This window comes from Labedella phragmitis (genome assembly GCF_004078635.1).
Lineage (GTDB): Bacteria > Actinomycetota > Actinomycetes > Actinomycetales > Microbacteriaceae > Labedella > Labedella phragmitis.
Genome location: NZ_RZNB01000010.1, coordinates 19,437 through 32,313 on the forward strand (window position 1 = coordinate 19,437; position 12,877 = coordinate 32,313).

At 66.9% G+C, this 12,877-nt stretch carries 17 protein-coding genes; 6 read left to right on the forward strand and 11 right to left on the reverse strand.

Going from position 1 to position 12,877, the window contains the following annotated elements:
* Positions 1 to 132 precede the first annotated feature (132 nt).
* Complete coding sequence (locus ELQ90_RS16275; RefSeq protein ID WP_128496358.1) at positions 133 to 903, reverse strand: SDR family NAD(P)-dependent oxidoreductase; 771 nt, start codon at positions 901 to 903, stop codon at positions 133 to 135.
* Positions 904 to 1,025: 122 nt separating this feature from the next.
* Here ELQ90_RS16275 and ELQ90_RS16280 point away from each other — a divergent pair, with 122 nt between their 5' ends.
* Positions 1,026 to 1,592 carry a TetR/AcrR family transcriptional regulator gene (locus ELQ90_RS16280; protein WP_128496359.1) on the forward strand — a complete coding sequence of 189 codons (567 nt, stop codon included), beginning with the start codon at positions 1,026 to 1,028 and terminating at the stop codon, positions 1,590 to 1,592.
* Positions 1,593 to 1,870: 278 nt separating this feature from the next.
* Here ELQ90_RS16280 and ELQ90_RS16285 read toward each other — a convergent pair whose 3' ends face one another.
* The 7 genes from ELQ90_RS16285 to ELQ90_RS16740 form a co-directional block, all read right to left on the reverse strand.
* Positions 1,871 to 2,452 (reverse strand): carboxymuconolactone decarboxylase family protein, encoded by a 582-nt coding sequence (locus ELQ90_RS16285; protein ID WP_128496360.1) that lies wholly within the window; start codon positions 2,450 to 2,452, stop codon positions 1,871 to 1,873.
* Positions 2,439 to 2,771, reverse strand: coding sequence for a hypothetical protein (locus ELQ90_RS16290; RefSeq protein WP_128496361.1), 333 nt, complete (start codon positions 2,769 to 2,771; stop codon positions 2,439 to 2,441). The genes ELQ90_RS16285 and ELQ90_RS16290 overlap by 14 nt, the downstream gene beginning before the upstream one ends.
* A gap of 28 nt (positions 2,772 to 2,799) precedes the next feature.
* Complete coding sequence (locus tag ELQ90_RS16295; protein ID WP_128496362.1) at positions 2,800 to 3,294, reverse strand: SRPBCC family protein; 495 nt, start codon at positions 3,292 to 3,294, stop codon at positions 2,800 to 2,802.
* Complete coding sequence (locus ELQ90_RS16300) at positions 3,291 to 3,626, reverse strand: ArsR/SmtB family transcription factor (RefSeq protein WP_128496363.1); 336 nt, start codon at positions 3,624 to 3,626, stop codon at positions 3,291 to 3,293. The genes ELQ90_RS16295 and ELQ90_RS16300 overlap by 4 nt, the downstream gene beginning before the upstream one ends.
* A gap of 36 nt (positions 3,627 to 3,662) precedes the next feature.
* Positions 3,663 to 4,031, reverse strand: coding sequence for a hypothetical protein (locus ELQ90_RS16305; protein WP_128496364.1), 369 nt, complete (start codon positions 4,029 to 4,031; stop codon positions 3,663 to 3,665).
* A 134-nt stretch (positions 4,032 to 4,165) separates the two neighbouring features.
* A complete protein-coding gene (locus ELQ90_RS16310; RefSeq protein WP_341810347.1) occupies positions 4,166 to 4,735 on the reverse strand; it encodes a cation diffusion facilitator family transporter in 570 nt (189 codons plus the stop codon).
* A gap of 220 nt (positions 4,736 to 4,955) precedes the next feature.
* Positions 4,956 to 5,258, reverse strand: coding sequence for an NAD(P)-binding protein (locus ELQ90_RS16740; protein WP_208004421.1), 303 nt, complete (start codon positions 5,256 to 5,258; stop codon positions 4,956 to 4,958).
* Positions 5,259 to 5,332: 74 nt separating this feature from the next.
* Between ELQ90_RS16740 and ELQ90_RS16315 the strand changes: the two genes are divergently transcribed.
* The 5 genes from ELQ90_RS16315 to ELQ90_RS16330 all read left to right on the forward strand — a co-directional run bounded on the left by ELQ90_RS16315 (position 5,333) and on the right by ELQ90_RS16330 (position 9,215).
* Positions 5,333 to 5,896, forward strand: coding sequence for a TetR/AcrR family transcriptional regulator (locus ELQ90_RS16315; protein ID WP_128496365.1), 564 nt, complete (start codon positions 5,333 to 5,335; stop codon positions 5,894 to 5,896).
* A gap of 220 nt (positions 5,897 to 6,116) precedes the next feature.
* Positions 6,117 to 6,248 (forward strand): hypothetical protein, encoded by a 132-nt coding sequence (locus tag ELQ90_RS17130; protein ID WP_279432146.1) that lies wholly within the window; start codon positions 6,117 to 6,119, stop codon positions 6,246 to 6,248.
* Between the two features lie 105 nt (positions 6,249 to 6,353).
* Complete coding sequence (locus tag ELQ90_RS16320; protein WP_128496366.1) at positions 6,354 to 7,775, forward strand: MFS transporter; 1,422 nt, start codon at positions 6,354 to 6,356, stop codon at positions 7,773 to 7,775.
* Positions 7,776 to 7,975: 200 nt separating this feature from the next.
* Positions 7,976 to 8,362 (forward strand): hypothetical protein, encoded by a 387-nt coding sequence (locus ELQ90_RS16325; protein ID WP_128496367.1) that lies wholly within the window; start codon positions 7,976 to 7,978, stop codon positions 8,360 to 8,362.
* Positions 8,363 to 8,846: 484 nt separating this feature from the next.
* Positions 8,847 to 9,215 (forward strand): ABC transporter permease family protein, encoded by a 369-nt coding sequence (locus ELQ90_RS16330; protein WP_128496368.1) that lies wholly within the window; start codon positions 8,847 to 8,849, stop codon positions 9,213 to 9,215.
* 212 nt (positions 9,216 to 9,427) lie between these two features.
* Here ELQ90_RS16330 and ELQ90_RS16335 read toward each other — a convergent pair whose 3' ends face one another.
* From ELQ90_RS16335 to ELQ90_RS16345, 3 genes are read right to left on the reverse strand one after another with little or no spacing between them, the layout of a single operon-like run.
* Positions 9,428 to 10,462: a zinc-binding dehydrogenase gene (locus tag ELQ90_RS16335; RefSeq protein ID WP_128496369.1), complete on the reverse strand. Its 1,035-nt coding sequence runs from the start codon at positions 10,460 to 10,462 to the stop codon at positions 9,428 to 9,430.
* Positions 10,463 to 10,506: 44 nt separating this feature from the next.
* Positions 10,507 to 11,670, reverse strand: a complete 1,164-nt coding sequence (gene solA / locus ELQ90_RS16340; protein WP_128496370.1) for an N-methyl-L-tryptophan oxidase — start codon at positions 11,668 to 11,670, stop codon at positions 10,507 to 10,509.
* A 10-nt stretch (positions 11,671 to 11,680) separates the two neighbouring features.
* Entirely contained in the window at positions 11,681 to 12,811 is a 1,131-nt protein-coding gene (locus ELQ90_RS16345; RefSeq protein ID WP_243695085.1) for a tyramine oxidase subunit B, read from the reverse strand.
* Positions 12,812 to 12,877 lie beyond the last annotated feature (66 nt).

Genomic DNA, 12,877 nt, shown 5'->3' on the forward strand with positions numbered 1-12,877 from the left:
GCCGGCGCCGCTCGTGGAAATCTCAACCGGTGGTGCACATCGCGTCGAGTCATCGTGCGCTTTGCGATCACGGCAAGCGCCGCGGGACCCATCCCACTGAACGCACGTCAGCTTGCGGCCAGCGTCGTCGGACTAGACCTGTGCGAGGCCCCCGTCGACGAATAGCTCCGCGCCCGTGATCCCGGATGATGCTTCGGACGCCAGGAAGGCAGTCGCCGTCCCGATCTCGCGGGGTTGCAGGAGTCGCCCAAGCGGGGACCCACCGCCCATCCTTGCCACTGCAGCATCTACCTGGTCATCGCCCACCGCATCGGCGAGGGCGGTGCGAAGGGAGGGGGTGTCGACGGCCCCTAGCGTAAGGACGTTGACTCGGATCCCCGTGCCACGCAATTCCAGAATCCAAGAACGGACCATGCTCCGAAGAGCGGCCTTCGCTCCGCCATAGAGGCTCATTCCCTCACTTCCCTTGACGGAGGCTGTCGAACTGATGATCACGACGGCACCGCTACCACTCATGCGAGCGACCGCTGGCTGGACTGTGAAGAGCACGCCCTTCACATCGGTGTCGAAGATGTTGTTGAACTGCGCCTCGGTGATTGCTCCCAGCGGATTGCTGTCGCCAATGACGGCGTTCGCCACGACGATATCCACGCCCCCCCATCGCGCCACGACGTCGTCGTACATGGCAGCCATAGCCAACTCGTCGCGGACATCGGCGACGAGTCCGACGCAATCCGGGCCCAGAGCCGCCGCCGATGCCCCGACTCGCTGAGCGTCGAGGCCGGTGATCGCCACCCGTGCGCCCTGGGCGATGAGCTCCTCCGCGATGCCCAATCCGACGCCTTGAGACCCTCCGGTGATGACTGCGACTTTGCCCGCGAGTGGTGTTCCGTAGTTGCTCATGCTGGTCTCCGCTCTAGCGGACTTTCGCCACGCGAAACATCCGCAGTATTCTTGATTCGATCCGGACAATCGTCCGCATATGAACAATAACGGACAACTGTCCACTTGTCGAGGAGAGGCCGATGCGGTCAGACGCAAGAGCGAACAAGGACAAGATCGTCGCCGCGGCTCGCCAGGTGCTTGAGGCCGGCGACGCGTCGGGGATGGCAGCCATTGCTCGCGAGGCCGGCGTAGGTCAGGGCACGATCTACCGCCACTTTCCGACCTGGGAAGACTTGGTCATCGAGGTGCACCGAGCAGATATGGACGAGCTCTCCTCCGCCGCGCCGGACCTGCTGCGTCAGCACCCGCCAATGGAGGCACTTCGGCGATGGCTGGTGATGCTCGCAGACTACGGCCGCCTTAAGAACGCACTTGGCGACGCCATGGCGACCGCACTGCACAATGCACTAGGGCGGACCGTTCAAACGCCCGATCTCAGTGCACTACGCACCTTGCTCGAGGCCGCCCAGTCCGAGGGCTCCGTCCGTCAGGACGTCACCGCCGAAGACGTGTTCCTCCTCGTAGGATTTCTCTGGCGAATCGAACCCGCCCCCGATCGCTCCGCACGCACCGGGCGGTTGCTCGACGCCGTTCTCCGAGGCCTACAACCAGGTCCATCCATGCCGCGACGTGACCGGCCGCACTGAAGTGCGGCATTTTCGGCCGCAACATCGTTAGCAGCCGCGTGTCCCTGGTTCGTGAACCAGAGCAGCAAGTCGCGAGAAGGACACGAAGCCACTCCGTCCGAGGGCCGGTTCAGATCATGGGCGCGATGCGGTCCTTGGCAAACCTGAAACGGCGGGAACTCACGAGTGCAGAGCCAGTGTAGGGGCGGGTGAGGTGTGATTTCGCGGAACTCACACCCTCGCCTTTGTCTCGACTCTCGCCAAGGAGCGGGCGCGGTCGGCGGGATGCGCGCGGCCGGTCAGCTGTAGCCGCGTTTGAGCATCATCCCGGCAGCTTTGTCGAACTCTTCCTCGGTGGGGATGGTGAAGTCCAGCGCATCGGCATAGCGGGTGACGATGTTGAAGATCGCGGCCACGGCAGCGGCGTCGACGAGTTGGGCTTGCGACGTGCCGGCGCTGAACGCCGCTTGTGCGTGGGTCGCGTCCAGCTTGTCCGGCTCTCGGGTCATGGTCTCCAGGAAGGAGAGCGTGGCGCGCAGCCTTTCCGGTATGGGGGCCGTTCGGTAGTCGGTCAGGCACGCGTTGACGGTCTGCGGGTCGGTGCCGCGGACGGCGATGGCGCGGTGGGCGCCGATGCAGAAGGTGCAGGAGTTCCAGTGGGCGACCATCGCGGCCATGAGCTCGCGTTCGCCGATGCTCCATTCACTGGGGCCGCGCATCGCCGCCTGGGTCCATGCGCCGAACATCGGTCCGACGAAGCCCTTGTGGTAGAACGCGACTCTGGCGGCATCGGGGAGGCGGATGCCGGAGACGGCAGAGATGATCCGGATCAAGGTGCGGGAGCGCAGGGTGTCGCCGCGCTCGACGTCAGGAAGCCGCATCGCCGGCCCCCTCAATCGCCCGGACGGCCGCGTCCCACCGACTCAGTCCGGCCCCGATGCAGGCGGACATGATGATCTCGAACGCGCCCTTGTCGCTGCCGGTCGCGTCTCGAACGGCCACGACGTGCGCGTCCGTGACCCGGTAGGCCGCTTCCCCGATCTGTCGGGCAAGGTCGTCGTAGGGTTGGGCGATCGGGGAGCCTCCAGCGGCCCGCTCCAGTGCGGCGGCCCGCAAGGAGGCGTCTGCCTCGCCGCCGCTGCCAGTGACGACTGCGCGGAGCGCGTGGGCGAGCTGCTGGTTCACGTTGAAGGATTCCATCGGTGGCTTCTCTAGGCTTTGCGGAGGTTCAGGCGGATGGTGTGGGGCGCTCGACGGCGACACGGAAGCGTTCGAGGTAGAGCGGCCAGCCATTTCCGGTCTCCAGGTTGATGAAGCCCTCCCATCCGGCGCCGTGCCGGTCCAGGTGTCGGTGCTCAAGTTCGACGCGGGTGCGCGCCGCGGATTCGGGGGTGAAGCGGATTTCGACTTCGCTCGTCCGGGTCGGGTCCGGCTCGATCTCCCACTGCGGGCTGATGTCCCAGCTGAGCACGAGCCGGTGCGGGGGCTCGTAGGCGAGCACCCTCGCCCAGGTGCAGGTGCTGCCGTCGGTGCCGATGTCATAGACAGTGCCGCCGGTCCGAGGTTCCATGACAGTGCGGTCGATTGCGACCGAGAGCAGGTTGTGCTCGTGGGGCTTGATGTCGTCAAAACGTTCGGTGAAGACACGGAACGCGTGCTCGGCGGGGGCATCGACGATCACCGTAGCGTGGATGCTGGTGAGTTCTTCGGGTGAGGCGCTCATCGTGACGGGGTTCCTTCCTGTGCTGTGGCGTTCGCCTGATAGGTCTGTTCGGCGAGGGTCTTGAACGTCGCGAGCGTCTGGGTCCAATAGAATTCCAGCTCCTGCCGAAGCCCGGCCAGACCGTCATGCCGAGGCCGATAAAGACGTTCACGCCCTTGACGGCGAACGTCCACCAGCCCGGCGTCCAGAAGGACCCGCAGGTGCTGGGACACGGCTGGACGGCTCACCGGCAGTTCCCGAGCGATCTCCGTCACTGAGCACGGACCAGCCGCAACCCGGCTGAACACCCGGCGCCGGGTCGGATCAGCCAGCGCGTACCAGGGATCGATCATCACGACAGACACAACAGGTAAGTTACCACTTACGCATCACCGTTGGTGAGGCGGATCGATCTGTTCGAGCGTCTTCGCATTGCGGGTGGCCAAGTCGACGCCGATGCCGAACAAGTCGCTGACGCCGCGGTTGTCGCCTCCGCTGGCGTATATCTCCCGGATGAGGTGGCCGGTGCGTAGCGCCTGCGCCGAGATACCAGATGTCCGCCAGGGGAACTGGTGGCCGGGCGCGCTGAGTGGCCTGCCCGACACCTCGGCCATCCGCGAGATCGTCGAGGCAATCACGGTCGGCGCTGAGCCGGGACGTCGACCCGACTGATCAATACCATCAACGTGCGCGTTCACGAATCCCATCGTTGTTTCGGGATTGCGCGGAAGCCTTCGGGAATCCCGAAACACCGTCATCCGACCATCCGCGCAGCCCACCCCAGACAACATGAGGGCACGGCGCACCTGGTGGGTGTGAGACGCCGCAACGAACCCGTAGCAGTTGAGACAGAACCCCGTAAGTTCGCGAATCCTGAAGCCGGTTGAGGCAGTTACTTGGCGAGGGTGCGGATGGCCATGTCGTCAACGCTGGGTAGATGCCGCTTGACGGAGTCCTCGGCGGCTGCGGCGATTCTGTTCGCCTCGGCGCGGGAGACATCGTGGACGCGGATGACGGCTTCGCCGTGGAGGCGGTGCCCGATCCAGCGGAGCCGGACCTGGTCGATGCCGGTGACTTCGTGTTCGAGGGCATGCTCGGCCGTGGCGAGGAGTTCCGTTTCGATGCCGTCCATGCGTCGTCGTCCGACGGAGCGAACGGTGCCGATCAGGAGCACGACGATCATCGCGGAAATCAGCAGGCCCACGATCGGGTCGGCGAGAGGGAAGCCGAGGAGCACGCCGATGCCGCCGATCACGACGGCGAGGGAGGTGAACCCGTCGGTGCGGGCGTGGACACCGTCGGCGACGAGGGCGGCGGAGCCGATCTTGCGGCCGACGCGGATGCGGAAGATCGCGACGGCCTCGTTGCCGAGGAAGCCGATGACGCCCCCAGCTATCACCCAGCCGAGGTAGCTGATCGGTTGGGGGTTGATGATGCGGTCGATGGCCTGCCACGCTGCCACCTCTCGCCGATCGAGACCGCGTAGTCGGCCAGCCTCGACCCCACCTCCACCGCGGAGCTGTACGACACCGGTCTCCGGCTCCGCGTCCTCCATCGCGACAGTGCGCACTGGGGCGTGCCCAGTCAGCGGGTCGACGCTCACGGGACGCACGCGCAGCATGTGGGCGGCGAGGTCGTAGTATGGGTCGAGGGCATCCCTGTCATAGCCATCCGGCCACGAGTCAAAGACCTCCCGCGGGGGGCCGGGCGAAAACGCTCGCGTAAACGAGCGATCCGCCACCCCACCCGGCGGCCTGCACACTCACCATGCGGTCGAGCCAGCGGATGTCATAGAGACCGTGGTCCCTCGACCACAGCCAGTCATGATCGACCGATGCGGTGTCCCGGGGGAAGTCGCCCGGCTCCCATCGGCGGCCACGTTCCAGCACCACCACCGACAAGCCCGCCTGCGCGAGCCGGGCGGCGGCGACCGCACCCCCGAACCCGCTGCAAATAACTGCCGCGTCGACGATCAACCGCTCCATCGTGTCCACCTCCGAATCAGAAGCCCCTGGTGAGTGATTGACCAATCACCCGGAGTGAGTGTACAGTCACTCTCATGACCACGCGAAGCTCAATCCTCTCCACCGCCGACACTCGTCGCCCCCTTGTCGCCGCTGCGGCATTGCGCGCCTTCGCACGCGGCGGGTATCACGGGACGACGGTGGCCAATGTCGCGAGCGAGGCGAAGATTTCTCCCGCGTACGTCTTCAAGCTCTACCCCGGAAAAGAATCGCTGTTTGTCGCCGCGCTTGAAGTCTGCTTCGACGAGATCATCGACGCACTGGCCGAGGGCGCTGACGCCGCAGTCGACCCTGCACCCGCGGCGGTGCTTGAGTCGATGGGCGATGCCTACGCCGCCCTGATCCGCGACCGCACACTGCTCATGCTCCAGGTACATGCCCAGTCTGTCGCCGACGTGTCCGAGATCGGAGACGCACTCCGCGCAGGCCTTGCCAAGGTCACCAACTTCGCCAAGCAGCGCTCAGTTGGCTCTGACGACGAGGTGCAGCGGTTCATGGCTTTCGGTCAGCTCTGTCACCTGATCGTCACTGCCCGAATCGACGAGATCCCGGCGAGCTGGGCCCAGATCCTGTCGCACGGCATCCGCCACCCAGACTGACCCAATCCCACCGCCGCGCGCAGTTTCGTAGATCCGAAAGAGTGAGTGACTATTCACTCTCCCACAGTGAAAGGAGGAGACATGAAGAACGAGACCACGATGCGCTGGGTCGCCCTCGCCCCGCTCGCGCTCATCGCCATCGCGATGTTCAGCCAGTGGAGCTGACCACCACCATGCATCACCCCCTTCCGCACGACCTTCAACTGAAAGGACAAGAACCATGACCGACAACGTCACCCCCGCGACCACCCCGGCCGCCTCCCGCACCGGACAGGGCGAGAAGACCGCGTGGTGGATCACGTTCGGCGTACTCACGCTCGCCATCGTCACCATGCTCAGCCTCTGGAACTGACGTGCATGAGCCCGGGGTGTCCGGCAACGCCGGTCACCCCGGATCCCCTCACTGACTCACCGGATCGCGGGTGCACCCCGCATCCCCTCGAAAGGAGCCCCACCCATGACCACCACCACCCCGGTCGCTGCGCCCGCGCCGACCACCCGCAGCACTCGTCGCTGGCTCGCCCTGAGCATCCTCGCCCTCGCGCAGTTCCTCGTCGTTCTGGACGCCTCGATCGTCAACATTGCACTCCCCGTCCTCGGCCAGCAGCTCGGGATCGACACCGCAACCCTCGCGTGGGTCATCACCGCCTACGTCCTCGCCTTCGGCGGACTGCTCCTGCTCGGCGGCCGTCTCGCCGACCGCTACGGACACCGCCGCATCTTCCTTATCGGCACGGCCGGCTTCGTCGCCGCCTCGGCCCTCGCAGGCCTATCGGTTACCAGCGAAATGCTCCTCGCCTCCCGCGCTCTCCAGGGTGCTTCCGCCGCCCTCCTCGCCCCCGCAGCGCTTGCCCTGCTCACCCACCTCTTCCCTGAGACAAAGGACCGCACAAAAGCCCTCGGAGTCTGGGGTGGGGTTGCGGGCATCGGGTCCGCGGCTGGCGTGCTCCTCGGCGGCGTCCTGACCGCTGCCCTCGGATGGCAATCCGTGTTCTTCATCAACGTCCCGATCGGCGCGATCGTCCTCGTCGCGATCCCTCTGCTCATCACTCGCGACAAGTCAGGCGCCCACGGCAAGCTCGACATCCCAGGAGCGGCCACGATCACCGGTGCACTCGTCGCCGCCGTGGGCGCACTCAGCGCCATCGAACAGGTCGGCTTCGCACACCCACTGACCATCGGCCTCGCCGCAGTCTCGATCGCCCTCGGTGTCCTGTTCGTCTTCATCGAGCGCCGCACCGCCGAGCCCCTCGTCCCACTCGACGTTTTCAAGAACCGCAACCTTACGGTCGGCAACATCGTGATGCTCCTCATCGGCGCAGCGATGGTCGCCCTGTTCTTCGCCCTCTCCGTGTACATGCAAGCCGTCCTCGGCTACGACGCCCTCACCACCGGCCTCACCCAACTTCCGCTGGCCGGGGCCCTCGTCGTCGTCGCAGGCCTCGCGCCGTCGATCATCCACCGCTTCGGCACGAAGCCGACCCTGATCGGTTCGCTGATCGTTCTCGCCGCCGGGCTGGTCTGGTTGTCGTTCGCTCCGTCCGATGCCCAGTTCCTCACCCAGATTCTGGGACCGAGCCTGCTCATCGGAGTCGGTATGGGCGGCGCGTTCGTCACCACCACGCAACTGTCGGTCGACGGCGTTGAAGGCGGCGAAGCAGGACTCGCAGGCGGGCTCATCAACACCAGCCAGCAGATCGGCGGCGCACTCGGCCTCGCCATCCTCGGCACCATCGCCGCCCTCCGCACCGAATCACTGATCGAAGCCGGCGTCGGCGCGCCGGAAGCTATCACCCGCGGCTTCTCTTGGCTCTTCCTCGGCACAGCCACGGTCGCCGTCCTCGGCGCCATCACCGCGGGGTTCGTGCGCAAAAACTGACTCGACCCGCCGGCGCGCCGGGCGGTGAACCGACTCAGAACATGAGGCGGGCGCCGCCCGGCATCCGCCGTGACACGACGAGTTCTCTCGTCGTCGACCGACACGAAACTAGACGACCACAGCTTCGCACGACCTCAGCCAACCATCGACGATCACCGCTGTATGCGCGCACGGTGAGCTACCGGGAGTCGGTGGAGCCTATGGCACACAGCTTCGCGCGAATCATCATCGTTCGTGAAGGTGAAGCTGACTGGATCGGTGAGCACCATTCGCAGCACGTCACCCTCGGCGATGTTCTGGTGATCGGCGCGAACACGCGTTGCGGGGCAACGCTCGACTACGCGATGACCGCCACCACGATGTACCTCAACGACGATTTCCTCACGGATCAGATCTTCTGGCAGTTTGCCGCATCTTTCACCGACAGGCGTGATGTTCGACACAATCTGAAGACGCATTATGAGCCCGCGCAGGTACTACGAATCGGCGTTGACGCCGTAAGGAACCTTGCGCCACTACTCGATGAGTTTGTCGCCATCGGTGCGGATGGCGGCTCGAGCGGATCAAGCAAGTGGACCAGCCAGTGACCACATCCAGAAACGACGAAGCCCTGGTGAAAGCTGCCTCTCACCAGGGCTTTTCATCGGGATGACAGGATTTGAACCTGCGACCCCTTGACCCCCAGGCGTCCAAATGGCTCGATTCAAGCTGAAAACCGCGTAGTTCCACGGATCAGATCATGCAGGGCGGCTCATGCAGTGCATGGTTTGCATGGCACTGGTCCCCTTTTGGTCCCCCTGGTCAACGGCGAGGTATGGATGCGACCGACGCTATCTAGGGATTTCGCAGAGGTCAACCAACCAAGAACTCCGCGCGCCCTCGGCAGCTGACGCTCTCAGAAATGTCGTCCTGCCTCGGAAAGCCGTCGCTGCGCTTCCGCAACTCGCCACCGTGGAATGAGCCTCCTGGAGACACATCAGTGGATGCCCCCCTGGGGCGGTTCCGGCTGCGATGTGGCTTGGGACGGCGCCAAGTGCGGACAGGACGGCAACCATCGACAACATCCGTGGCATGGCGACGCTGGCAGGCATCAGCACCGTGACCGGCAGCGCCGTGAATGCGCAGGAGAACGCGGAAGCCCTTCGAGTCGTGGAGGTGCTGTTGGCCGCAGGCTTCGTCATCGCGGCGGCACTCGCGGCATGGGGAGCGTCGCTGTGTGTCGCCGTGACCATCGAACAGCGCCGGCGCGACGTCGCCATCTTGCGCACGATACGCATGGACGCATCGGCCACTCGAAGCCTTATCAGGTCCGAGGCCTGGACCGTCGGCGTGATCGCCTGTGCTCTCGGCATCGTCGTCGGGAGCACAGGCGGCTGGGCGAGCTGGGCGGTCCTCGCCGGCGTCGTGGGAGGCAGTTACGAGTTTGTACTTGGTCAATGAACAAGTTAACGGTTATCTTGTTCATCGACCAACGTGGGAGATGATCCGATGGTTGAGAGGCGGGGAGCTCGCGCACGGTCGACGTCAGCGGTCAGATGCTCCTGCAGGGCCTCGTCGATGCCGGATGTCGGAGCATCCGGGTCCGAATCCTCCAACGCCGAGCACAGCGCAGGTGCAGGTGCAGCACACACCAACGCCCGCGCGAAAAGACCCTACGGCCGCACGAGCACCTTCAGCGCGGCGCGCGCGCCCATGAGCCGGTAGCCCTCGCCGGTGTCATCGAGCGGCACCTCGGCGTCGAACACGGCGCCGGCGTCCACGTCTCCGGCGAGCACGCCCGGCAGCAGCTCGGGGATGTAGCGCCGCGCGGGTGCCAGGCCACCGGTGATCGTCACGTTCGCACCGAACTGTTCGCGGCCGATCGGTCCGGTGGCGTACTGCGGCACGCCGACGCGGCTCACCGCGCCGCCGGGGCGCACCATCGCCATCGCTTGCGCGAACGCCGGAGCGTGGCCGACGGCCTCGAGCACGACGTGCACGCCGTCTCCCCCGGTCATTTCGCGCACGGCCGCCACCGCCTCGTCGCCGCGCGTGGGCACGACATCCGTCGCCCCCCACCGACGGCCGAGTGCGAGCCGCGACTCGTGATGGCCGAGCAGGATCACCCTCTCGGCCCCGAATCGAGCGGCGGACAGGGCTGCGAACAGTCCGACCGCACCATCGCCGATCACCGCGACCGTCGACCCGGGTAGCACGCCTCCGGTACGCGCCGCGTGATATCCCGTGCCGTACACGTCGCTCAGGGTGAGCAGCGCCGGAATCCGCTCGTCGTCCTCGCTGACATCGACCGGCACGAGCGTGCCGTCGGCCAGCGGCACCCGCACCGCCTCGGCCTGCGCGCCGCCGATGCCGTCGCGGCCCCAGATGCCGCCGATGCGGCATGAGGTCTGCAGCCCCTCAAGGCAGAAGTCGCACGCGCCGCACGAGAACATGAATGGCGCGATGACCACCTGCCCCGACCGCACGGTCGCGACGTCCGCGCCGACCGACTCGACGACACCGACGAACTCGTGCCCCATCGGCTGGCCGCCGGGCGGCGGTGTCGCCCCGTGGTACGGATGAAGGTCGCTGCCGCAGACGCACGCGCGCAACACGCGCACGAGGGCGTCGGTGGGTTCGACGAGCCCCGGGTCGGGAGCGTCGATGACCGCGACGTCGCCGGGGCCGAAGAGATAGGTGGCTCGCATGAATGTCCGTCCTCGATGCAGCTCGGATGAAGCTCAGAAGCAGCTCAACGGGCACCCGCGCCAGTCAGCACTGGATGCGCCGCCGCCCGGAACCCCGGGTTGTACAGCGCGTGGCCCCCGTCGAGGGCGAGCGCCGCCGCCATCTCGCCAATGATGGGCGCGAACTTGAACCCGTGACCCGAGAACGCGGTCGCGGTCACGATGCGCCCATCGTGGGTCACGTCGATGATCGGCACCTTGGTCTCTGTGTACAGGTCGGGGTGCACGCTGTAGCGCACCGGCTCCGGATGCAGATCCGGCAGGAACCATGCTGCGTTGCGACCGATGGTGCTGAGCAGCGCCGGGTCGGGGCGCCATTCGAGCTGATCGGCGCCGGCGGCGGCCGGCAGTATCCGTCCGGGCGACACCTTGACGGTGTAGCCGTCTACGCTCGGCGCACCGAAGAAGTGCACGTCGCCGCGGTCGCGTATAAACGTGGGGAAGGATGCCGCGGCGAATGCGTCGAGCGACGCGCGCGGCGCGAACCAGGTCAGCAGCACCGAGCGCACCTCGGTGCGTGCGGCGATCTCGGGGTCGAGGCGCGATGCCCATGCCCCCGCGGTGACGATCGCCCGCCGCGCGGTGAAGCTGCGAGCGCTGGTCTCGACCCGCACCCGATCGGTGCTAACCGGCGAGACGTCGACGACCTCTTCGCCGGATGCGACCTGCGCACCCGTAGCCACCGCGGCTCCGACCGCTTCGAGCACGGCCCGCTCGGGGCGCAGCGCTCCCCCGAGGTGGTCGAGCACCGCGATGTCGTCGTCGTCGAGGGCGTGCTGCGGGTACCGCTCGCGTGCCTCGGCCGTGGTGAGCACGTCGTGCGGCAGCCCGTGCGCGGTGACGCTCGAAAGCACGTTGCGCATCGCGGCGGTGTCGGGCCGGCCGATGCTGAGCGTGCCCACCGGCAGCAGCACGGGCGTCCCTGCGCGCTCCTCGAGCTCGAACCACAGCTCGCGCGCCCGCAGCAGCATCGGCACGTACGAGGCGCCCTCGTGGTACGCGGTGCGAAACAGCCGGGACTCGCCGGCGAATGCCCCGTAGGGATGGCCGATGCCGTACTGTTCGACGCCGATCACCGAGAGCCCGGGGCGCTGGCTCAGCCGCCACAGCGCCATCGAACCCATCGTGCCGAGGCCGATAACGGCCACGTCGTAGTCAGGGATGTTCATCTCGGTCCGATCAGGCGAGGAAGGGCTCACGCCAGAAGTTCAGCGGGGTGCCGATTCCCGCGCGCCGGGCGGCGCGGTACACGTGCGCACCCCAGGCGACGTCCTCGATGGGCAGCCCGCCGAAGCCGAACACGTGGATGCGCTCCTCGTCGGTGCGGCCCGGGCGCGTGCCGGCGACGATCTCGCCGATCTCGGCGATGTCGGCCACGTCGAGCCGCTCTTCGGCGACGAGGTCCATGAGTTGCATCCCCATGAACCCGAACGACTCGTGCGTGGGGAAGGTGTACCCCTTCGCCCATGTTTGGAAGATTCCCCGGCTGTCGAGCACGGCGTGAGCACGCTCGGTGAGGAATTCCGCATCCAGCCGCACGTTCGCCGGCAGGCTCACGAACGCGCCCGGCTTGAGCCAGCGCTCGTCGAGATACGGGTAGTTCGCGCTTCCGGCGGGGCTGACGGTGGCGACGCTGACGATGTCGGCGTTCGCGACGGCATCCGAGACGCTGTTGGCCACCGACACGTCGAGCTGCGGATGCCTCGCCCGCACGCTCGCGAGGTAGCGCTCGAGGCTGGCGGCGGCGCGGCCGACTACCCGCACGCGCTCGAGCCCGGGGCGCACCGCGACGAACGCGTCGAGCGAGGTGCTGTTCATCGCGCCGGGCCCGATGATCGCGACCTCCCGGGCGTTGGCGGCGGCGAGGTACCGCGCCCCCACGCCGGGAACGGCCGCCGTGCGGTACGCGCTCACCAGGTTCCCCGCCATGACAGCGACGGGCGCGCCCGTGTCGGGGTCGTTGAGCACGATCGTGTGGATCGACCGCGGCAGTCCGACCTCCTTGTTCGCGACGTTGGATCCGTACCACTTCACTCCGGTGAAGTGCACGTCGCCGCCGAGGTAGGCGGGCATGGCGGCGAACCGCCGATCGGGGCCGGCCACCGGCATCCGCGGGAACGGCGTCTCGGCGGGAAAGGTGAGGTTGATCCCCTGCGCGTTGGCCTGAGGCCCCGAGAGCCGGTAGTCGCCGACGGCGAACAGCCGCAGCGTCTCGGCCATCACGTCGATACAGGCGGCGATGTCGGTCACACCGGCGGCCACGGTGTCGGGCTCGCTGAGAAAGAGCAGGTCGATGCGGGTGTCGCTCACGAGCGACTCCTTTCCAGGGGTCGAAGGACGGATGCCGCGGCACGGCATGGTGCGGCATGCCGGCCG